The 20,060-nt window shown below is 56.5% G+C and carries 19 protein-coding genes and 1 tRNA gene; 8 read left to right on the top strand and 12 right to left on the bottom strand.

What is annotated here, in order from left to right; translation table 11 throughout:
• Positions 1 to 44: 44 nt before the first annotated feature.
• The 8 genes from C6366_RS07935 to C6366_RS07900 form a co-directional block, all read right to left on the bottom strand.
• Positions 45 to 587: a CarD family transcriptional regulator gene (locus C6366_RS07935; protein ID WP_107736811.1), complete on the bottom strand. Its 543-nt coding sequence runs from the start codon at positions 585 to 587 to the stop codon at positions 45 to 47.
• Positions 588 to 703: 116 nt separating this feature from the next.
• Entirely contained in the window at positions 704 to 1,327 is a 624-nt protein-coding gene (gene pth, locus C6366_RS07930) for an aminoacyl-tRNA hydrolase (RefSeq protein WP_107736809.1), read from the bottom strand.
• A gap of 179 nt (positions 1,328 to 1,506) precedes the next feature.
• Positions 1,507 to 2,118 (bottom strand): 50S ribosomal protein L25/general stress protein Ctc, encoded by a 612-nt coding sequence (locus C6366_RS07925; protein ID WP_107736807.1) that lies wholly within the window; start codon positions 2,116 to 2,118, stop codon positions 1,507 to 1,509.
• Positions 2,119 to 2,143: 25 nt separating this feature from the next.
• Positions 2,144 to 3,097 (bottom strand): ribose-phosphate pyrophosphokinase, encoded by a 954-nt coding sequence (locus C6366_RS07920; protein ID WP_107736806.1) that lies wholly within the window; start codon positions 3,095 to 3,097, stop codon positions 2,144 to 2,146.
• A 20-nt stretch (positions 3,098 to 3,117) separates the two neighbouring features.
• Positions 3,118 to 3,192, bottom strand: a tRNA-Gln gene (locus C6366_RS07915).
• Between the two features lie 26 nt (positions 3,193 to 3,218).
• Positions 3,219 to 4,097, bottom strand: coding sequence for a 4-(cytidine 5'-diphospho)-2-C-methyl-D-erythritol kinase (gene ispE / locus C6366_RS07910; RefSeq protein ID WP_158269696.1), 879 nt, complete (start codon positions 4,095 to 4,097; stop codon positions 3,219 to 3,221).
• A 93-nt stretch (positions 4,098 to 4,190) separates the two neighbouring features.
• A complete protein-coding gene (locus C6366_RS07905) occupies positions 4,191 to 5,606 on the bottom strand; it encodes a DegQ family serine endoprotease (RefSeq protein ID WP_107736803.1) in 1,416 nt (471 codons plus the stop codon).
• Between the two features lie 268 nt (positions 5,607 to 5,874).
• Positions 5,875 to 6,567, bottom strand: a complete 693-nt coding sequence (locus tag C6366_RS07900; protein WP_158269695.1) for a hypothetical protein — start codon at positions 6,565 to 6,567, stop codon at positions 5,875 to 5,877.
• Positions 6,568 to 6,720: 153 nt separating this feature from the next.
• On the opposite strand from C6366_RS07900, the gene C6366_RS07895 reads away from it, so the two are divergent.
• The 7 genes from C6366_RS07895 (at position 6,721) to C6366_RS07865 (ending at position 14,114) form a co-directional block, all read left to right on the top strand.
• Positions 6,721 to 7,962, top strand: coding sequence for an ABC transporter substrate-binding protein (locus C6366_RS07895; protein ID WP_233248427.1), 1,242 nt, complete (start codon positions 6,721 to 6,723; stop codon positions 7,960 to 7,962).
• Positions 7,963 to 7,967: 5 nt separating this feature from the next.
• Positions 7,968 to 9,995, top strand: a complete 2,028-nt coding sequence (locus C6366_RS07890; RefSeq protein WP_306460425.1) for an ATP-binding protein — start codon at positions 7,968 to 7,970, stop codon at positions 9,993 to 9,995.
• Between the two features lie 15 nt (positions 9,996 to 10,010).
• Positions 10,011 to 10,739 (top strand): response regulator, encoded by a 729-nt coding sequence (locus C6366_RS07885; RefSeq protein ID WP_107736800.1) that lies wholly within the window; start codon positions 10,011 to 10,013, stop codon positions 10,737 to 10,739.
• 36 nt (positions 10,740 to 10,775) lie between these two features.
• Entirely contained in the window at positions 10,776 to 11,339 is a 564-nt protein-coding gene (locus tag C6366_RS07880; RefSeq protein ID WP_107736798.1) for a TlpA disulfide reductase family protein, read from the top strand.
• Positions 11,340 to 11,411: 72 nt separating this feature from the next.
• Positions 11,412 to 13,208 (top strand): rhodanese-like domain-containing protein, encoded by a 1,797-nt coding sequence (locus tag C6366_RS07875; protein WP_107736796.1) that lies wholly within the window; start codon positions 11,412 to 11,414, stop codon positions 13,206 to 13,208.
• Positions 13,205 to 13,684, top strand: a complete 480-nt coding sequence (locus tag C6366_RS07870) for a MauE/DoxX family redox-associated membrane protein (RefSeq protein ID WP_107736794.1) — start codon at positions 13,205 to 13,207, stop codon at positions 13,682 to 13,684. Before C6366_RS07875 ends, C6366_RS07870 begins: the two co-directional genes overlap by 4 nt.
• A 112-nt stretch (positions 13,685 to 13,796) precedes the next feature.
• Positions 13,797 to 14,114, top strand: coding sequence for a hypothetical protein (locus C6366_RS07865; protein ID WP_146164793.1), 318 nt, complete (start codon positions 13,797 to 13,799; stop codon positions 14,112 to 14,114).
• A 59-nt stretch (positions 14,115 to 14,173) separates the two neighbouring features.
• On the opposite strand, the gene C6366_RS07860 is transcribed toward C6366_RS07865, so the two are convergent.
• The 4 genes from C6366_RS07860 to C6366_RS07845 form a co-directional block, all read right to left on the bottom strand.
• Positions 14,174 to 14,899, bottom strand: a complete 726-nt coding sequence (locus tag C6366_RS07860; RefSeq protein ID WP_107736791.1) for a 4Fe-4S dicluster domain-containing protein — start codon at positions 14,897 to 14,899, stop codon at positions 14,174 to 14,176.
• Positions 14,900 to 14,912: 13 nt separating this feature from the next.
• Positions 14,913 to 17,951, bottom strand: a complete 3,039-nt coding sequence (fdnG, locus tag C6366_RS07855; protein ID WP_107736790.1) for a formate dehydrogenase-N subunit alpha — start codon at positions 17,949 to 17,951, stop codon at positions 14,913 to 14,915.
• Between the two features lie 39 nt (positions 17,952 to 17,990).
• A complete protein-coding gene (locus tag C6366_RS07850) occupies positions 17,991 to 18,218 on the bottom strand; it encodes a hypothetical protein (protein ID WP_146164792.1) in 228 nt (75 codons plus the stop codon).
• An 86-nt stretch (positions 18,219 to 18,304) separates the two neighbouring features.
• Positions 18,305 to 19,162 (bottom strand): transposase, encoded by an 858-nt coding sequence (locus C6366_RS07845; protein ID WP_107736787.1) that lies wholly within the window; start codon positions 19,160 to 19,162, stop codon positions 18,305 to 18,307.
• Positions 19,163 to 19,546: 384 nt separating this feature from the next.
• Between C6366_RS07845 and C6366_RS07840 the strand changes: the two genes are divergently transcribed.
• Complete coding sequence (locus C6366_RS07840; protein WP_107736785.1) at positions 19,547 to 20,005, top strand: universal stress protein; 459 nt, start codon at positions 19,547 to 19,549, stop codon at positions 20,003 to 20,005.
• The last annotated feature ends 55 nt before the right edge of the window (positions 20,006 to 20,060 follow it).

Genomic DNA, 20,060 nt, shown 5'->3' with positions numbered 1-20,060 from the left:
GTCCCCCGGTTGTGAGTCGAGTCGAAGAACGAATCGATATGGCCTCACTTTTCATCCTGCTTTGGCTCGACGGTTCCACTCTCTTCGACGGGCTTAAGAATATCTTCAAAAAATGAATAGATTTTGGTGCGAATGTCGGACGGTGTGCTGTCCAGGCAAAAGGCCAGTTCCGTTGTAATCAGATGCAAAGCTTGTTCCAGTAGACGTCGCTCTCCGAAAGACAGTTCCTTGTCCTTGCCGATCAGGATCAATTCCTTGAGAACGTAGGCGACATCTCGGAGGTTTTCACTCTTAAGTTTTTCCGAGTACTCCCGGTATCTTCGGTTCCAATTCTGTCCAGTATATCCGGTAAAGTCGGATCGATCCCGGATGTATACCAACATGGCTTCGCCCTGCTCGCTGGTGCATAAAGCACGCAGGCCGACGTTGGCGGCGTTGTGCACGGGAACCATGACCATAACATTGTTGTTCAAGATACGGATAATGTACAGGTTGGTTTGACAACCCCCGATTTCCTGACTTTCGATTTTCTCGATTTTTCCAACACCTTGTGCCGGGTATACTACCAAGTCGTTAACCGAGAACACGTTCACCACTCCTGATATGAGGTACTGATCAAGCATAATCCCCTAATGACTTTTTTCACAATATCCTGAAGTCGACGAAGAGTCCATGGTTTTCTCTCGTGGGAAACCAAAAAGGGTCATTCGGCCTGGCTTGAGGCTGAGCATTTTCGTTGACCGCCGTGCAATTCCTGCATTCCCCAGGCTAATCCCTTGGTGCAAAACGTCGTGATCGCTGTGACCGCCGTGGCCAATGTCTCGGGAAGGGCGGTCAGGCCTTCCGCGTGGAAGGGGCGTAGGACATAACCCGCCGGGTCGTGGCCGGATGGAGGGCGGCCTATGCCGACGCGCAGCCTGGGGAAAGCGTTTGTCCCCAACGATTGAACGATGGACAATATCCCCTTGTGCCCGGCAGCACCTCCTCCCATTTTAAAGCGCAGGGTGCCGGGAGGGAGGTCGAGCTCATCATGGACCACGAGGATGTGCTCAGCGGGGATGCGGTACCAACGGGCCAATGGTCCAACGGCGTCTCCGCTGCGATTCATGTAGGTCAAGGGCTTGACGGCCAACCAAGTTGAGCCGTTGCTCTCTCCTCGATGGAGTTCACACTTTCCCACCGGAGCCTTTACGGCTCGCCAAACGCTTGGAGAGGAGGAGAAAAGAGCATTCAGGGCCAAAAAGCCCATGTTGTGCGGAGTGCGTTCGTATTCCGGCCCGGGATTGCCCAGACCAACGATGAGCCCGTAAAAGCCTCGGCTTTGCATGTGGTGCTAGGGAGAAAGGAGAGAAAGGATTTCGGGCGGCGTTACCCGCAGGTAACGCGGAGCTATGTAAAATTCGTTTGCCGTGACGAAATTGCCGGAAAAGCGGAGGGTGGTGACACCCGGAGAGAAAAAACCACCTTGGCCAAAGGATGAAATGTTCGGCCAAGGCGGGAGAATGATTACTCGCCCTTTTCCGCTTCGCCTTCCTCGGCTTCGGAATCGCTGGCCGAGGGGCTGACGACGCCAACAACCGCGAAGTTGTCTTCAAAGACGAATTCCACGTTATCGGGGAGCTTCAGGTCCTGAACATGCACGTTGTGGTTGATTTCTAACGCCGTGACGTCGATGACGATCTTCTCCGGGATGGACATTGGCAGGCCAACGACTTCGAGTTCGTCCCGAAAGGTTTCCAGCATGCCGCCGAGGACAACGCCTTTGGGTTTGCCGGTGACTTCAACGGGAATGTAGACATTGATCTTCTTGGTTAAGTCCACTCCAAAGAAGTCGATATGGGTGATGGAGCCTTTTACGGGATGGAACTGAATATCGCGGATGATCGCCGGATGGAGCTGGCTCTCCCCGCTCTGTTTGATTTCCAGTTGAAAGACCTGGGACAGCCCGACCTTGTTATACAGTTTTTGAAGTGGTGTCCGCTCAGCGGAAAAAAGCAGGTTCGCTCCTTGGGCATTGTAAAATATACCCGGCACAAAAGCCTTGTTGCGCAGCCTGCGACATTGCCCCGAACCGGTTTCAGAGCGGACGTCGACGCTAAGGGTTGCTTGATTGGACATGCCTGTATCTCCTTAAGGGTATTGATTAGACAAAAAGGACGCTGACCGATGATTCGGTGTGGATGTTATGTACCGCTTTGGCCAGAATGCTGGCCACGGACAGCGCTTGGATCTTATTGCAGGCCTGGGCCTCATTTTTCAAGGGAATCGTGTCCGTGACGTAAACTTGGTTGAAGGCCGAATCCTGCAAGCGTTTCACAGCGGGGCCGGAAAGAACGCCATGCGTGGCACAGGCTACGACGCTTTGCGCGCCCTTGTCCATGAGCACCTTGGCGGCTTGGACCATGGTTCCGGCGGTGTCGATCATGTCGTCGAGCACAACAGCGAGCTTGTTTTCCACATCGCCGATGACGTTCATGGCTTCAGCTTGATTGGGGCAGACCCTACGTTTATCGATGATGGCCAATCCCGCGCAAAGACGTTTGGCATAGGCACGTGCCCGCTCCGTCCCGCCGGCGTCGGGCGAGACGATGACGAGGTTGTCGGGACTGTCGGTCAACTTTTTGATATTATCGAGCAGAATCGGGGCCGCGTAGAGATTGTCAACGGGAATGTTGAAAAAACCCTGGATTTGTCCGGCATGGAGATCGATGGTCAACAGGCGATGCACACCGGCAACGGTCAGAAAGTCGGCCACGAGTTTCGCGCTGATGGGCGCACGAGGGACCACCTTGCGGTCTTGTCGGGCGTAGCCGTAATACGGAATCACGGCGGTGACCCGCTTGGCGCTGGCTCGCTTCAAAGCGTCCAGCACAAGGCAGAGTTCCATAAGGTTGTAGTTGACGGGGGCGCAGGTGGGCTGCACGACGAAGACGTCGTCTCCTCGGACATTGTCGCCGATTTCGACGCGAATTTCTCCGTCGCTGAACGTTTCAACAAGACAAGGCGTCAGTCTGGTGCCCAGGTGGTCACAGATGGCTTTGGCCAGGGGAGGGTTCGCGGAACCGGAGAGGATTTTCATTTCGCCATGAAGGGCCATGAGGGGATTCCTTGAAAAAATGGCTGGGGTGGGAGGATTCGAACCTCCGAATGCGGATTCCAAAGACCCGTGCCTTACCGCTTGGCGACACCCCAGTGATCAGTTTGCCGAATAGTCTGGGCTAAGATGGAAAGACATGCGTGGGGATGTCTTTCTTTCGGAGCCGACACGCTGTTCTCTCCGCCTGGGCGGGTTCACGAAACACGGCAAAAAGGCTTGCTCCGCTACCACTCATTACGGCTCCGCTCGCCCCCGATGTGAGGAGCGTCTCTTTCACGGCCCGCAATTGCGGATGCTTCGCGAATACCGGCACTTCAAAGCTGTTGTAAAAGGCGATATTTGGCAAAGCGGGGAACATATCCGGAGCGCCTTGGGGTGTCAAGAGAGGTGGGGCCGATGGTTTTTTCAGCCACTCCTCGTCCCAGGCTTTGTAAGCCCAAGCCGTGGAAACGTGAATCCGGGGGCAAGCCAGAACCATGGTCAAGCCATTCAGCGGAAGGTCCACCGGAGTCAGTCGGTCGCCCCGTCCGGTGGCCCATGCAGGCCTGCTTAGCAGAAAGAAGGGAACGTCCGCACCGAGATCGTCGGCCATGCTCGTGAGTTCGACGTCACTCAAGCCGGAATCGCCGGCTCTGTCGTTCAGGTATTTCAGGAAGACCGCCGCATCGCTGCTGCCGCCCCCAAGCCCGGCCCCCATGGGAATGTTTTTTTGCAGGTGAACATGCACGTCCGGATAGAAACCCGTCGCTTTCCCGTAATGTTCGTAGCTCGTGACCAGGATGTTCTCGTCGCGAGGTACCGTATCATCGGAACAGGACAACGTCAGTCCGACGCCGGACAAGCCTGGGGTGACGGTCAATATATCGTGTGGGCTCGGCAGAGGCAGGAACAACGTCGTCAATTCGTGGTATCCATCGCCGCGAAGACCGTGGATATGCAAATAAATGTTGACCTTGCAGCCCGCAAGAAGTCTCGTTGACGAGCAATGGGATGTGGGCATGACCATCGCCGCATAGTCGATCCATGGAGAAAGCACAATAAAAAAGGCGGCGCGTTGTCGCGCCGCCTTTTGAGGCTGTTTGAAGAGAGGGAGCTATTCCAGGGGAATGGTTCGGAAGATGGTCTGGGCCTGTCGGCGGATGAGTAGCATGACCACGCCTTTTTCCGCGGCGTCTTCACGGAGGATTCGTTGAAAGTCGTCTATGGAGTTGACGGGCTGCTGGTTGGCTTCCATGACGATGTCACCGGCGCGAACATCGGCGCGAGCGGCTTCGGATTCGACCTCCACGGCGGTGACCAGCAGGCCCTGCGGGCGGGTCATGCCCATGGCCCTGGCCTCACGCTCGTCAATCGGGCGTAGGGAAATGCCCAAGGATGTTTCCTGGTCCTCACTTGGGGACGGCACACCTCGCTGAGCCAGACGCTCAGGATCCCGGGTGCCCAGGGTGACGGCGAAGGACTGCTTTTTGCCTTGGCGCATCACCTCGACCTTAACTGATTCACCCGGGGTCTGCTGGGCCACGACCCGTAGCAGAGAACTGGAGTCCACTACCGTTTGCCCGTTGATGGAAACCACCACGTCACCGGAGCGTAATCCCGCCTTGGCGGCGGGTTCATCTGGGATCACCTCGGCGATCAACGCGCCTCGGGTCGAAGTCAAGCCCAGGGCCCGGGCCGAGTTGTCGTCCAGGTCCTGAATGGTCACGCCCAGCCATCCTCGTTGAACCATTTTGTTTTCCTGCAACTGGGCGATGATCCCGCGGGCCATGTTGCTGGGGATGGCGAAGCCGATGCCCTGGCCCGAGGCGACGATGGCCGTGTTGATCCCGATTACTCGCCCCCGCATGTCCAGCAACGGACCGCCGCTGTTGCCGGGGTTGATGGATGCGTCGGTCTGGATGAAGTCGTCGTAGGGCCCGGAGCCGATGATCCGGCCCTTGGCGCTAACTATCCCGGCGGTCACCGTATGGGCTAAGCCGAAAGGATTCCCGATGGCCACCACCCACTGACCGACCTTGGCTTGGTCTGAATCCCCGAACTCCAATACGGGCAGGGGCCGGTCAGCCTCAATTTTCAGCAAGGCCAAGTCCGTCTCCGCGTCCCGTCCGACAACCTCGGCCTTATACGAGTCTGCACTGTCCAGGAGGTTTACCGTGATCTCCGTAGCGTCCCGGATCACATGGTTGTTGGTGACGATGTACCCGTCGGACGAAATGATGAAGCCGGACCCCAAAGACTGGGAACGCCTGGCGGGTGCCTGGTCCCCGAAAAATCGCTCGAACTGCTCAAAAAAATCGTCAAAAGGCCCACCGCGGCGTTGAAACGGAGAAAAAAATTGCCGCATGGGATTCTCACCAGACACAACCCGAACGGAACTGATGTTCACCACTGCCGGGGCGGACTTTTCAGCAAGGTCGGTGAATTCGGGGAGGCGGGAGTGGGCGGGGGCGACGGTCCATAATAAAAGCAAGGCAAAAGTAGACAATACTTTCTTTGGTAAAGAGAACATTAATTGTTCCTCCTCGACGAAGTTATGCTTTGTCCTGGTGGAAAAGAAGTTTTGCTTTAACCCGTAATGATGTCACTGCAAAAAGTCATCCTCCCTTTTAAAAACGGAAGGTGCGCCGCTTCTACCGCCAGAAAACCGGATACCGACTATCGCCGATATGACTGATTTCGGCTTTTCGGGACTTTTTGCAGTAATCTTCGTACTGGGATGTGGGTAAAAACTACATAACAGGATAGCCGACAAATGAATGAAAATAACGCCAAGGAGATTAGTTTCTGGGGCCGACATCGATGGACACTGTGATTCCGCCAGCCGTGGCCCAGACCCTGGCACCTCTGTCAGATTGAAGGCCTGTGAGCAAAGCTTCCGCAATACCAGCATCATTAGTTTTCCCGACTCCCTTGCCAGTATCTTTGATATCTAATTCACCGTTGTTGGTGCTGAACGACACGGTCACATCCACTGCTGGGAAGCCGCGGGTGTCGGTGACAGTGGCCCGAATTCGCCATCCGGTTGATTGAGAGTCTGCACCTCCCAGGCTGAAAGCTTCAAGGCGAATATTGCCCAGGACCACGCCTTCACCAACTTTGATTGTGGTGGTAGCCCGGGCTCCGCTTTCGAACGAAGCCTCAATAATGTCAGTGCCTTCTCTTGGTCCAGCAAAGAATAGTGCTTGAGCTTTGGGATTTTCATTTCCAGTACCTGCATCAAGTCGATCATTAATTATATCAAGGCGTGAACCACTTTCGTTGTGTCGGATGGTAAAAGTTACTTTCTCGCCCATGGGGTTTTCGGTGATGCTATTGGCAGCCTGGGCTGTAATTAGGGTTCTTCCTCCAACGGCTACTTCGTTGGAATCGGCTGTCAAGGAGACCGCCGTGACGGTGCTCCCGCCGCCGCAGGAAATCAGAAGCAGGGTGGCGAAAACGAAAAAGTACGCGCGCAGGGATCGGAAAGACATGATTGTACCTCTCGAATTGTTGTTGTCAGACATATGATAAATGGGTTACAGGATTAACATCCTTATGAGAAAAAGCGGCCCGCTGCAAGCGGTTCGTTCATTATGCCCAGTAATCGCGGATGAATGGCCAATATTTCCAGGGAGATTGCGTTCGTGAAAATTCACCAGCTTTTTTCGATGTTTGCCGTGGTCGCCCTCCTTCTCTCCTGCACCCAAAGCGTCCATGATGACTCGCCACTGAACGATGTTCCGGGGGTGAGCGAGTCGGAGATTTTGATCGGCTCGTCGTTGGCGCTCAGCGGGCATGCAGGTTTTTTGGGGACACAGACCCTAAATGGGGCGTTGTCGTACATCAACCATGTCAACGAACAGGGCGGGGTGCATGGGCGCAGAATCCGGGTGATCGCCTATGATGATGGGTATGATCCGCCAAGGTGTCTGGCGAACACGCAGAAGCTGATCGTTGACGACCAAGTTTTTGCGCTCTTCAGTTACGTCGGCACTCCGACCACTGTCAAGATTCTCCCGTTAATCGAACAGGCTCAGATTCCACTTTTGGGGATATTCAGCGGGGCGAATGCGTTTCGAGAACCGTTCAACCGGAATATTATAAATATTCGCGCCTCGTACTATCAGGAAACCCAGGAAGTCGTCCGTCATTTCGTCGAAGACCTCGGGCTGACCCGGATAGCCGTATTTTACCAATACGACGCCTATGGCTTCGACGGACTGAAGGGTACGGAACTGGCCCTGCGGGCTTATGAACTGGCCCCGGTGGCCAGAGGCAGCTACACCCGCGGCACCCAGGACATAGAAGAGGGCTTGGAGGCAATCATGGAATCCCAGGCCGAGGCCGTGATCATGGTCGGGACCTACGACGCCTGCGCGAAATTCATCAAACAGGCCCGATCTCGAGGCTTTTCTCCGTTGTTTCACAACGTCTCTTTCGTCGGGTCCGAGGAGTTGGCCCGTATTCTGGGCAAGGACGGGGACGGGGTCATCATCTCCCAGGTGGTTCCCCCTCCGGACTCGTTGGAATCTCAGGCCTTGTTGTGGGGCGTGGTGGAGTATCTGGAGCGGCATAAACGGGCTTTTCCGGAGGATCAGCCTAATCTTGTGGCCCTGGAAGGCTACATCAACGCCAAGGTCTTGGTGGAGGGGTTGCGAAGGGCCGGACGCAACCTGAGCAGGGCGCGTTTCATCGACGCCATTCAGTCCGTTCAGCAATATTCCCTGGGCATCGCCAACACCTTGTCCTTCGGGCCGACGAACCATCAAGGGCTGGAGCGGGTTTACTTTACGATCATCCAGGACGGACGTCTGGTTATCTTGACCGACTGGAACCGACTCACGACGGAAATACCGCATGATCCGTCGGCGGCTTATTCGGAGTAGACATTTTGCCGAATACACAACGGTTAAGCTCGACGCCGAAGACCATGCTGACCGCTCTGCGGGAAATCAGCCTGAAGAACAAGATTTTTTTCTCCACCCTGGCCATGGTATTGGTCATCAGCGCAACCATCGCCCTGTTGGCCAGGTGGATCTTGATCACCAGTCTGGTCAATGAACTGACCGCCCGCGGGATTGCCATCGCCCAAAGCATCGCCGACCAGGGCCGCGGCTACGTGCTGACCCGGGACCACCCGAATCTGGTCAGCCTGATTTTCGATGCCGCCCAACTGGGCGAGCGGCGGATGCTCGTGGAGTATATCTTCATCCTGGACGACGAGCGCAATGTCCTGTCCCACACATTCATCCGTCCGTTTCCGGAGCCCTTGAGCTCCGCCAACCCCATTCCAGCGGACAAGCAGTACAGCGTGGCCCAGTTGACCATCGACGACGCCCCGGTCTACGACATAGCCGTGCCGATCTGGGAGGGCATCTACCCCATCGGCACCGTTCACGTCGGACTGAAGCAAAAGCACATCGACCAACTGATCGCCAAGCTGCGCATCACGTTTCTTGGATTTATCAGCGCAATTATCGTCATCATTTTTCTGGTCAGCCATAAACTTTCCAAGTACGTGACCAGATCTTTGACCCAGTTAACCAAGCTGGCCGACGAAATCACCCGGGGAAACCTGGACATGAAGCCTTTGGGGCTGGATGAAGCGGACAAAGAGGAGCACTGCCCGGCCTACTACAACATGGACCTGCCCTGCTGGCACGTGGACAAGACCCTGGGCCGGTTCAGCCCCGACTACACCCCGGAGAAGCCCGCCTACTGCATCGACTGCGTCATTAAAAAGAAAAAATCCGGCGACGAAGTGTTGCAATTGGCGGACTCCTTCAAGTACATGGTTCGCAGTATCAAGCTCTACCGTAATCGGGTCCGCGAGTCCGAGGAAAAGTATCGTTCCTTGTTTCGAAGTGGGCCGGCCCCGATTTTCGTGCTCAGCACCCGCACTTTCCGGATTCTTGATGCCAATCCCAGCGCCTTGACCATCTACGACTATTCCAAGGAGGAAATGCTCAAGACGTCGTTTCTGGAGTTGGCGCCGGAGTTCAAGAATCGATTCTCCGCTTTTTTCCGAGACAATCCGAGTTCCGAGAGTTTCATTTATCCCAAGGCCATGCATTTTAAGAAAGGTGAAGTGCCTTTTTACGTGAACGTGGTAGCCTGCAAAACGCGCTATCTGGAGCGTGACGCGATCATCGTCTCCACTTCGGACATCACGGAGATGCTGGAAAAGGATGCCCAGCTGATCCAGGCCAGCAAGATGACCAGCCTGGGTCAGCTTTCCGCGGGGATCGCCCATGAGCTGAATCAGCCTTTAAACATGATCAAGATGGGCAGTGAATTCCTAGACATGGCGGTGAACGAGCAGATGCCGCTTTCCGATGAGAGTTTGCGGGAAATCAGCAGTGAAATGAGCGCCCAAGTTGATCGTGCCACGGAAATCATCAATCATTTGCGAGAATTCGGACGCAAGTCCGACTTTTCGAAGGAACCCATCGACATCAACAAGCCGGTGCGCGGGGTGATGTCCATCATGGCCCACCAGTTGAGCCTGCAAAACATTGTAGTTACTCTTGACCTGGACGAGAGTATCCCTCCGGTGCTGGCCCATGTGAATCGCTTGGAACAGGTCTTGTTCAATTTGGTCACCAACGCCCGGGATGCAATTCAGGACCGGTATAAAACCTTGGAAGAGGAAGGAAGACGAGATATCGTGATCCGCTCCTTCCTGGACCACGACCGGGTTTGTCTGAGCGTGTCGGATACCGGGTGCGGGATGAGTCCGTCCGTGGCGGAAAAGATTTTCGATCCGTTTTTCACCACCAAGCAGACGGGGATGGGCATGGGGCTCGGGCTGTCCATTTCCTACGGTATCATCAAGGATTATGATGGGACCATCGACATCACGAGTGAGGGGGGCGAAGGGACGACCTTCGTGCTTTCGTTCCCCGTTGCTCAGGAATGAATGGAGGCCTAGCTGATGCGCAAAATTCTCGTTATCGACGATGAAAAACCCACCCTGTCCATGTTTCGCCTGTTTTTGAACGCCTACGGATTCACGGTGTTCACCGCGGAAAACGGCGAGGAAGGGTTGGTCGTTTTCAAGAAAGAGCAACCGGCCATCGTGATCACGGACATCAAGATGCCAGGGATGGACGGACTGGAGGTCCTCAAGCGCATTAAGGAGATCAATCCCCTGGCCGAGGTGATCATCATCACCGGGCACGGGGACCTGGATCTGGCCATTCGCGCGCTGAACATGGACGCCACGGACTTCATCAACAAGCCGATTCAGAAGGCCGCTCTGGACCAAGCCCTGCGGCGCGCCGAGGAGCGGCTGATCATGGCCGAAAACGAGGAAAGGGAGATTTCCTGGGTCCAGGAGGACGATATGGCCTGCATCGACATCCGCGGTAACGTCAACGCCGCTTCCGAACCGGTGCTGCTGGAGGCTTACGGTCATATCTCGGCCTGGAACGTCCCCAAAATCCTTTTTCGTTTCAACGAGAACGCCTCGATCAACGGTGCCGGCATCGCCGTGCTGATCCAACTCCTTACGGAAAGCAAGCAGCGCGGCCAATCCGTGATCCTCACTGGTCTGGCCGAGAATTTTCGCAAGGTGTTCGAAATGGTCGGGGTGACCAAACTGGCCCGGATCGTTCACGATGAAGCCGAGGCTCGCTCCGTGTTGAGCGGCATGCCGGTTTGAAGCCACTTTTTATCATAATTACCGGAGAATACGGATATGCGCGGATTTGCAGGCAAGTATTTGGTTCTGGTGTGGTTGTCGCTGGCCTTGCTCGCCGGTCAGGTTTCCGCCGCCGGGCCACTGGGCGTCGGTGAGCGACACCCGGAGATTTTGGCTTTTGTGTTCCCCGCTCCGGAGGTTCCGGACCATCGAGTTTATCTGGAACTTGGGGAGGATCAGGCCAGCGTGGCCCTGGCGGACATGGAGAAGGATTTCTTCCTGATTGAGATCGTTGGTGTTTACTGTCCCGTCTGCCATAATCAGGCCCCAGACATCCTGCGTCTGTATCAACGCATCCAGCGCGACGCGGAACTGGCGGGCAAGCTGGCCATGGTCGCCGTGGCCGCTGGAGCCACCCCGATGGAAATCGAGCATCTCCATCGGACGTGGCGCTTTCCCTTCCCCATTTTCCAGGATGGGGACTACATTCTGCACAAACTGATCGGCGAACCAGACACGCCGTATACCCTGCTTTTGGACCGGGAAGGTTCCATCCTCTACACCCATCTGGGCCGTTCAGATACCAGCAGTCTCTACAACACGCTCAAACAGCTACCCTGAATCTCGTTTTTCTGATTCCAACTCACCGGCCTCCTTGGCCTGAAATGCCGGGGAGTCGCTCGAGGAGACGACATGAATCAGCGGCAGGCTCCGAACCCTTCAGCGGGACCGTCGTTAAATGCATCAGTTGACGCATCAAAAGATGCACCCAACGCCTCTCCCAAAGAGGCGTTGGGTGTGGCTTCCGGAGACCTACGTGCCTTTCATCTGGATGCCCTGTTCGAGACGGTCAGCGAACTGAGTCGATTGACCGACCCGGTGGAGGTCATGGAGGCCTTCGTCCTGATGAGCATGGGGGCCCTGGGAACGGCTCAGGGATTGCTCGTCGCCCAGGATCGCCGTTCTGGCCGTCAGCATATCGTCTTGCGCGGCCTGAACGAGTCCGACAAGGAGCGTCTGCCCGAGGCGGTTCAGTCCGTTTCCGCAAAAGTTCGAGACGAGGGCGGGATGCTTTCCCGGCAGGTTCTGGTCGTGCTGATCAACGAGTCTCCCGAAAAGTCCGGCCTGCCCGAGCCGTTGCGCGTCGTGGTGGAGTGGTATCTGGACGAGCATCGTTTCGGAGTCTTGGGCTATGGCCCCAAGGTCAACGGCTCGGCGTACGGCCACCAGGATGAAGATTTCGTGCTGCAACTGGTCACGGCCTTCATGGACGCCCTGGCCTCCGCGTGCGTGAATGAGACCATTCGCGGCTTGAATGAGGAATTGCAAGCGAGAAACATCGAACTTCAGCGGGCTCTGCTGGCTGCCCAGGACATCCAGGCCCGGCTGGACCGCCGTTATTTTCACTTCAAGTCCATCTGCGACACCACACGGGAACTCAGCGGGAACCTCCACGCCAAAACCCTGCTTTCCTCTTTTTTATTGTCGGTCATGGGCACGTTCAGTGCCCAACGCGGGTTCATCGTGCTCTGGGAACGTCGGGAGGAGCGTATTGAGGTCGCGGCTAGAGGGTTCGGCGACGACACGGGCCCGGTCTTTGACGCCCGGCGTTTAGACGCCGTTTTCCGTTCCCTGCTGCATCCTCCGTTTGTCCCGGCTCAGGGAGAAAAACACTATCAGTTGCTGACCCGAGACGAACTCCAGGCTCTGGAATTGGCTGAGACGTCGCAAGTCGGCGCCGCGTTTCTGGTGGACGAAAATTGGTATGGGCTGGTTGGAATCGGGAACTGTCTTGCCCGCTCCGAGGACGACCAAGCTGAACGGGAATTGTTGCCGGCCTTGCTCCAGGGATTTCTGGTCAGTCTGGGCAATGCCTTGGCCTTTGAAACCATCGAAAAATTGAACAGCGACCTGCTGCGCAAAAACGCCGAACTGCGCCAAACATTGGATGAGTTGCAACAAAGCCGTCAGACCATCAGCCTTCTGGAGGCTGCCGGTAATCGCATTAGCTCCTTGCTGCGCTCCGAAACACTGCGCATTAAGCGGGTGAGCCTTTTCGACTGCCTGGCTTTGGCCTTGGTCAGCCTGGTTCTGGCGCTGGTCTTCAACGCCTCCAGCCCCGGCGGTATTTCGCTGTTGCCGGAAATCTGGGGTCAGCCTCGACCCGATTACATCGACGTGGCCTGGGCCAAGCTCAAGCATGAGTCACAAGGTGCGCTGTTTCTAGACGCTCGGCCCACGGAGTTTTACAACCAGTCGCGTATCGTCGGCGCGGAAAATCTGCCTTTGAACCTGTTCGACTTTGTCTATTCCATGCGCTTCGCCATGCTGGACCCGGGAAAGGACGTCATCGTCTACGGCCGGAACATCAGCAGAAGATACGACGAGCAGGTGGCGGCCAAGCTCAAGGAGCGCGGCATGGTCAATGTGCGGGTCATGGAGGGGGGCCTGCGGCAATGGCAACGCAACGGGCTTCCGGTGGAGCCATGACGAAAAATCCGCTGGTCAGGTTACTGACCCATGAATACTTGGCTTTGGCGCTGCGATTGTACATCGGCGCTTTGTTCATCTACGCGAGCATGTACAAGATCAGCTACACCGCTGAATTCGCCGAGACCATCGCCAGCTACCAATTGGTCCCCTACTGGGCGGTGAACGTTCTGGCCGTGTTCATGCCCTGGTTCGAGTTGGTTTGCGGCGTTTTGCTGATCATCGGTTTCCGGGCCAAGTCTGCGGTGGTACTCATCGGCGGTATGTTGGTGATGTTTACCATCGCCGTGGTGGTCAATCTGCTGCGCGATTCGCCCATCCCTTGCGGCTGTTTCAGCAGCGTCGAGGATCCGATATCATGGTGGACGGTGGTCCGCGATCTGATCTGGGTGGCCATGACCGTTCACATCTATTACTTCGACAAGATTTTGCATCTGGAAAATCAGTTCACCTCCAGAATCGAGAAAATCGCCTGAGGTTTCGCGCGCCTCATGCGGAAGAATGACCTTCTTCTCCAACTCAGCCTTCAGTGTTCATTGCGGTAATTGCAATACGCCGTTTATCACCTGAGTTTTTGTGAGGTGTCCGATGTGCAGACTTATATTGCTCGGCCTATTGAGCTGGGCCTTTGTATTGGCCGCGGCCTGCTCCGACCCGTTGCACCTGGTGGGCAAGTACCAAAGCCTTCCTGAGGCGGAGCGCTTTGTTTTGTTGGATTTGCAGCCCAATGGACAGGGGACCTGGGAGACGGATTTTGACGTGGTTTCGTTTCGCTGGAAGCAGCGCGGGGGGGATATCTGGTTGCATACCCGTACTGGAGGCGTGATCACCGGGGATATCGTGGATGCGATCCGGCTAAAGGTGGACCTCCCCGGAGTCGGGGTGATCGTGCTGGAGAGGCAATAAAAAAACGACCGGGGCCCACGGGGCCCCGGTCAAGACGAAGGAGGGTGAGAGAAAAGAGACTATCCGAAAATCCGTCTGGCAGGTGAGGCCACCTTGGCCAGAGCGGCTTTACGGCTGTACTTGGGAATATCCGCGGATGCCACGGCATACCGGAAGTATTCCCGGGGATTGTCTTCGCACAGGAAAATCACCCTGACGTCGTTCGGGTCCGTCAATGCGGCGTTGGGCTTGTATTTCTTGACTTCTTCCAGCCGCTTCTTGGCGATTTCCAGGATCTCGTCCGAATCCCCGAACTGCATCGTCCCGGTGGGACAGCTCAGCACACAGGCCGGGAGCAAACCGTTCTGAACCCGGTCGATGCACATGTCGCACTTGGTTTGAATCTTGGTTTCTTCGTTCCAGCGGGGAATGTCGTACGGACACGATTCCCTGATCTGCTGCCCGTCCAGGTTCTTGGTCCGTTCCGTGAACAGAATCGCCCCCGTCTCCTGGTCATGCAGAATGGCTTGGTCGTCGTCATAGTCGCCGACCATCTTGCAGGGCGGGTAGACGCAGTGCCGGCACTGATCCGGAAAAAAGTACCACTGCTTGAACTTCTCGCCTTCCATGGCCTCGGTCATCCGCACCAGTTTATAGGTAATAGCGGACAGGTCCTTGGGATTCTGAAACGAGCCCCAGTTTCTGGTTTCTTCCGCCGGGAGTTTCTTCCACTGCTTGCAGGCCACCTGGCAGCCCCGGCAGGCCGTGCACTTGGTCAGATCGACAAAGAAGCTTTTACCTTGCATATCGCACTCCTCCTTAGGCCTTGCGGATGTTGACCATGAACGTTTTGGTCTCGGGAATGAAGGTGTTCGGGTCGCCTACGGACGGCGTCAGCAGGTTGGCCGAATCGCCTCCGCCCTTGGGATGGACCCAACCATAGTGCCATGTGGTGCCGACCATGTGAATGGTCTGCCCCATGGACTTGATCGGCTGCAAGCGAGGGGTGACGATAGCCACGGCTTCGATTTTGCCGCGCATGTTCTCCACGATGACCTTGTCGCCGCTTTCAATGCCGCGCAGTTTGCCCAGTTCGGGATCAATCTCAACGAAGTTTTGGGGCATGCTCTCCAGCAGCCACGGCGTCCAGCGGGTCATGACCCCGGACTGCCAGTGTTCGGTGACCCGGTAGGTCGTGCCGACGAAAGGATACCGCGGATCGCACACCGCGCGCTTGATCGCCTCGCCCACGAACTCCAGGGCCGTGGGGTTGTGCAGTTGGCTGGAGAACGGATGCTCTTCAAAGGGACATTCCATGGCTTCGAAGTGCTCGGGGAACGGGCCGTCGGCCATGCCCGGACCGAACAGTCGTCCGTATCCTTCGGCGGTCATGATGAAGGGGTGCCGCTCGCTGGGCGCCCATCCGCCGTCCGGAACGTCGCCGACCCATTTGGAGCCGTCCCAGGCGATAACCGCCTTGTGCGGCGCATAAGGCTTGCCTTGCGGATCGCAGGAGGCCCGATTGTAGACGATGCGGCGGTTCAGCGGCCAAGCCCAGGACCATCCCGGGAAGATGCCGATGTTGGCCTGCATTTCGGTCTGGGTCTTGTCGCGGCGGGCCATCATGTTCCCGGCTTCGGTGTAGCAGCCGCTGTAGACCCAGTTGCCGCAGGCCGTGGAACCGTCGGCCTGGAGGGCGGTGAAGTTGGGCACCTGGGTTCCGGCCTTGTGGGTGGTGTCGCCGATCTTCACGTCCTTGACGAAGTATCCGTTGAGCAGCTTGGCCACCCGGTGCGGATCAAAGTCGTGCGGGAACTTCTTGTCCGGATTCACGACGTCCCTGGTGTTGAAGTTCAGGATCGGATCCGGGAAAGCGCCGCCTTCCTTTTCATACAGGGCGCGAACCCTGCGCCACAGTTCCAGGGCCATGTCGCCGTCCGGGATGCAGTCTCCCTTGGGCTTGGGACCGGCATAGCGCCATTGGACCCAGCGGCCGGAGTTGGAGATGGAGCCTTCCTTTTCACACCAGACCGCCGGAGGCAGGACGAAGACCTCGGTCTTGACCTTGGCCGGATCCATGTTCGGGCCGCGCCAGAAGGAGGCGGTTTCGTTGTCGAACAAGTTGACCACCACCAACCAGTCCAATTGGGCCAGGGCGTTTCTGGTCTTGTTGGAGTCCGCGCCGCAGGCCGCAGGGTTCTGGCCCCAGGCGAAATAGCCCTTGAACTTGCCCTGGAGCATGTGGTCGAAGAGCACCAGCCAGGAACAGTTCTGGCCAGCGTCCAGCTTGGGCATGTAATTGTAGCTTTCGCTCGGATCCTTGTCAGGATACATGGCCTTGAGCAGGCTGGCCACGTATTTTGGCCGGTTCTGCCACCAGTTGGCGCTCTTGGGATCGTTGCTCACCGGGGTGGTGGCTTTCTGATAGTCCTCGAAGGTGGCCATGGCCGCTCGGGGAGTGGGGTTGTAGCCGGGGATGATGTGGAACAGCAGGGCCTGGTCCGTGGAACCCTGGACGTTGGACTCGCCGCGCAGGGCGTTCACCCCGCCGCCGGCAACGCCCATGTTGCCCAGCAGGAGCTGGATCATGGCCATGGTCCGGATGATCTGCGCGCCGGTGGTGTGCTGGGTCCAGCCCATGGCGTACATGATGGTCCCGGACTTGTCCGGAGCGCCGGTGGCCGCGTAGGTCTTGTACAGGGCCAGAAGCTGGTCCTTGGGCGTGCCCGAGGTTTTCTCGATCCGGTCCAGTTCGTACCGCTCGTAATGCTTTTTCATCAACTGGAAGACGCAGTTGGGATCCTTCAGGCTGGGATCCTTTTTGGGGATGCCCTGTTCGTCCATCTGGAATGTCCAGGTGGTCTTGTCGTAGGAGGCCGTCTCGGGTTTGAAGCCGGTGAACAGGCCGTCTTCGAAACCGAAATCGGGATTCACCAGGAAGGCGGCGTTGGTATAGTTGACGACGTAGTCCTTGAAGTACAGTTCGTTGTCGATGATGTACTTGATCATGCCGCCCAGAATCGGGATGTCCGTTCCGGAACGCATGGTCACGTAAAGATCGGACTTGGAGGAAGTCCTGTTAAAGCGAGGATCCACGTTGACCAGAGTCGCGCCCTTTTCCTTGGCCTTCATTACCCATTTAAAAGAAACAGGATGGTTTTCCGCCGGGTTGGCGCCCATCATCAAAATGCAATCACTGTTCATCAGGTCGATGTAGTGATTGGTCATCACACCGCGTCCGAACGACTCTCCCAGAGCCGCTACAGTGGCGCTGTGTCAGATCCGGGCTTGGTGCTCAATGTACACCAAGCCGAAGCAACGCATCAAAGATGAAAGATACCAACACTCTTCGTTGTCCAGGGCGGCGGAGCCAGTATGGGCGATGCCGTTGGTGCGGTTGACCACCTGGCCTTGGGCGTTCTTGACCTCAAATGTGGCGTCCCGGGCGTCCTTGACCTTGCGGGCGATCTGGTTCAGTGCCCAGTCCCAGGTCTTTTCCTCGAACTTGTCGGAGTTGGGGGCGCGGTAAAGAACCTTGCTCATCCTGTCGTCGTTTTCGACAAGCTGCCACAGGGAAGCGCCCTTGGCGCACAGGGAGCCTTCGCTGATGGGATGATCCGGGTCGCCTTCGATGTTCACGGCCCGGTCCTTGTCGGGACCGCTCTGGGCCGTGTGCACGATCAGCCCACAGCCCACGGAACAGTAGCAACAGATCGAGGTTGTTTCCTTGGCATCCTTCAATTGGAGCAATTGCGCCCTGGCCACGGTGGGCTTGAGGTCGAACCCCAAGCCACCGAAGGCCAGCGCCGAGCCAGCCACGGCTGAAAATTTAAGAAAATTCCTGCGGTTAATCTGCATACGGCCTCCTTAGTCTAAAGACGGTTGATGAAAAAAAACTCACTGACCGCGGATCTCTCGTGCCTGCATAACCAACAGATCGTACCCAGAGGCCCGGGGGATGTCCGTCTCGCGCTCGCTTCCAGGACGGCGCCCAAGCAGGATGCTCCGAAACGCCGACAGCACGGTTTTCCGGATTCGGTCCAGGACCTGGACCGCAAACGGCCTGATTCGGAATCCGAGCCCGACGAAGGGAAGGCTCGCCGCAAAGGAAGCGAGTTGGGACATGACGATCTCCATAGGTTTTTTTCTAGATTCAATCCGTTAACCACACTCATGGGAGAAATCGCGAAAGCGGTCAATAAAAAAGCTGATTACCCAAATTTTGGCACAAGCCGGCAAAGTAGCCCGGCGGTTTCGGTGAAGATGTCCGCGTTACGATGGTTGTAGCGAAACTCCAGTTCCTTGACGTACAGGGGGAATTTTTCCGGAGAGAGGCCGCGATAGCGGCGGATCTTGTCTAGGAGGTATGTGAGGAAGTCGGATGAAGGCCCGGTGGAAGGCGTTTGCGAAGGGAGGGTGAATTCCAGAAAGCGGGGCGGAGGGGCTGTGGTACAGAAAAGCAGGGTATGGTAGCGTTGATAAGGGGCGCTGTAATAGGTCTTGCCCCAATGGCCCAACTCCAGGCCGAAGCTCTGGTGAAAATGGAATACCGTTTCAGGCCGCAGGCCCGGAACGAGGTCGACGAAGGCCACTCCGGAGTGTTCGATGACTCCGAAGACCGGCGTGGCCAGTTTGGAAGACGGAACGACGCGCAGGACCCTGCCGGAGGTTTTCAGCTCGATGCTGCGTTCCGGGCCGAAAAAGTCTCTGGCGTCGATGGCGCTGGCGGCGATGGCGCAACGGATGGTGGTCACGGCCTTGTACACCGTGTTGTAGGCCAGATCCACTTCCTTGCTCATGGCCAGAACGGTCAGGTCCATTTCGAACAGCTTGATGATCCGCAGCCAGTTCCTGCAGCTCAGGTCGCAGTTGTTGATCCAGCGTCCGCTGAAGTCGTGGTAGGTGTAGGAACACTGGGCGCAACGACGTCGACCGTCGGTCAAGGGGTAGTTCTTGCGTTGCCGGCAGCGCGGGCAGAAACGCTGGTGGTTTTTCCAGCAAAATTTCAGCAGATAGCGACGAGCCGTGGATTCGCTTTTTATATAGTGTTCATAATCGATTAACCGCATGATGAGGCGATCCCCGATAGTTCTAAGTCAAAGCAAGATGTTGTTTGAAGGCGTTTTGACTTCTACCGTTTTTTTCTTCTTTGGGCCATCCCCCATTTGCCTGAAAAGCAGCCTCGGGTAGCGGGTTCGGGAAGCAAGTTCAAAGAGCACATCCGGAACAGCGTCGTCGCCTGTTTTGGGATAACGCTTGATGGATGGTCAGGAAAATCAATTGATTGGAGAATCAACTTCGCTTACTCGGAAGATGGGAGGCACTTCCCCTCCTTGCAATTTGTTTAACACTTTGGCAGAACTATAAACACATGGCATTGAAGAAGCGGCGATTGTCGCCGATTTTCGCTTCAAGGTCGTTGCTCTTCACCCAACCCGCGGGAGGATATGACGATGGTGGACATGAAAAAGATTCTTTGCGCCATTGATTTTTCGGAAGTCAGCCCCATGGTGGCGGGGTACGCGCATTCCTTGGCTAAGGCCTTTGGGGCGGAGGTGATACTCTTGTACTCGGCCCCGTCGCTAAATCAGTACGTCAGCTTTCACGTTCCGCCCAACTCCATTGAAACCTTTGTCGGAGAAATCGTCTCCGGGGCGGAACAGAGTATGGAGGCTTTTATTTCGCAGTACCTGCCGGACGTCAACGTCACCGGGCGCGTGGTCAGCGGGTATGCGGCGGAAGAGATAGTGAAGTGCGCGGATGAGGAGAGCGTGGACATGGTCATCATGGGTACCCATGGCCGCAAGGGGATCGATCGGATACTGTTCGGCTCGGTGGCGGAGAAGGTCGTAAAAAGCGCCAATTGCCCCGTTTTGACCCTGCGGCCCTTCTGTCCCGTGAATTTCCAATAATTATGATCGCGCGGAATCGGTTTTCGTTTGTGGCCGCTCATGAACATCCGGAGGG

This window comes from Desulfonatronum sp. SC1 (assembly GCF_003046795.1).
GTDB lineage: Bacteria > Desulfobacterota > Desulfovibrionia > Desulfovibrionales > Desulfonatronaceae > Desulfonatronum.
Note: the sequence above shows the minus strand (reverse complement) of the source record. Positions and strands in the feature narration are given on the sequence as shown.

Excerpts from the sequence above, each read along its gene's own strand:
- C6366_RS07865 (WP_146164793.1), top strand. The coding sequence starts at position 13,797 with ATGTGCAGACTTATATTGCTCGGCCTATTGAGCTGGGCCTTTGTATTG.
- C6366_RS07850 (WP_146164792.1), bottom strand. The coding sequence starts at position 18,218 with ATGTCCCAACTCGCTTCCTTTGCGGCGAGCCTTCCCTTCGTCGGGCTC.
- C6366_RS07845 (WP_107736787.1), bottom strand. The coding sequence starts at position 19,162 with ATGCGGTTAATCGATTATGAACACTATATAAAAAGCGAATCCACGGCT.
- C6366_RS07880 (WP_107736798.1), top strand. The coding sequence starts at position 10,776 with ATGCGCGGATTTGCAGGCAAGTATTTGGTTCTGGTGTGGTTGTCGCTG.
- C6366_RS07920 (WP_107736806.1), bottom strand. The coding sequence starts at position 3,097 with ATGGCCCTTCATGGCGAAATGAAAATCCTCTCCGGTTCCGCGAACCCT.
- ispE (WP_158269696.1), bottom strand. The coding sequence starts at position 4,097 with ATGCCCACATCCCATTGCTCGTCAACGAGACTTCTTGCGGGCTGCAAG.
- C6366_RS07860 (WP_107736791.1), bottom strand. The coding sequence starts at position 14,899 with ATGCAAGGTAAAAGCTTCTTTGTCGATCTGACCAAGTGCACGGCCTGC.
- C6366_RS07870 (WP_107736794.1), top strand. The coding sequence starts at position 13,205 with ATGACGAAAAATCCGCTGGTCAGGTTACTGACCCATGAATACTTGGCT.
- C6366_RS07925 (WP_107736807.1), bottom strand. The coding sequence starts at position 2,118 with ATGTCCAATCAAGCAACCCTTAGCGTCGACGTCCGCTCTGAAACCGGT.
- C6366_RS07885 (WP_107736800.1), top strand. The coding sequence starts at position 10,011 with ATGCGCAAAATTCTCGTTATCGACGATGAAAAACCCACCCTGTCCATG.
- C6366_RS07905 (WP_107736803.1), bottom strand. The coding sequence starts at position 5,606 with ATGTTCTCTTTACCAAAGAAAGTATTGTCTACTTTTGCCTTGCTTTTA.
- pth (WP_107736809.1), bottom strand. The coding sequence starts at position 1,327 with ATGCAAAGCCGAGGCTTTTACGGGCTCATCGTTGGTCTGGGCAATCCC.
- C6366_RS07840 (WP_107736785.1), top strand. The coding sequence starts at position 19,547 with ATGGTGGACATGAAAAAGATTCTTTGCGCCATTGATTTTTCGGAAGTC.
- C6366_RS07875 (WP_107736796.1), top strand. The coding sequence starts at position 11,412 with ATGAATCAGCGGCAGGCTCCGAACCCTTCAGCGGGACCGTCGTTAAAT.
- C6366_RS07900 (WP_158269695.1), bottom strand. The coding sequence starts at position 6,567 with ATGTCTTTCCGATCCCTGCGCGCGTACTTTTTCGTTTTCGCCACCCTG.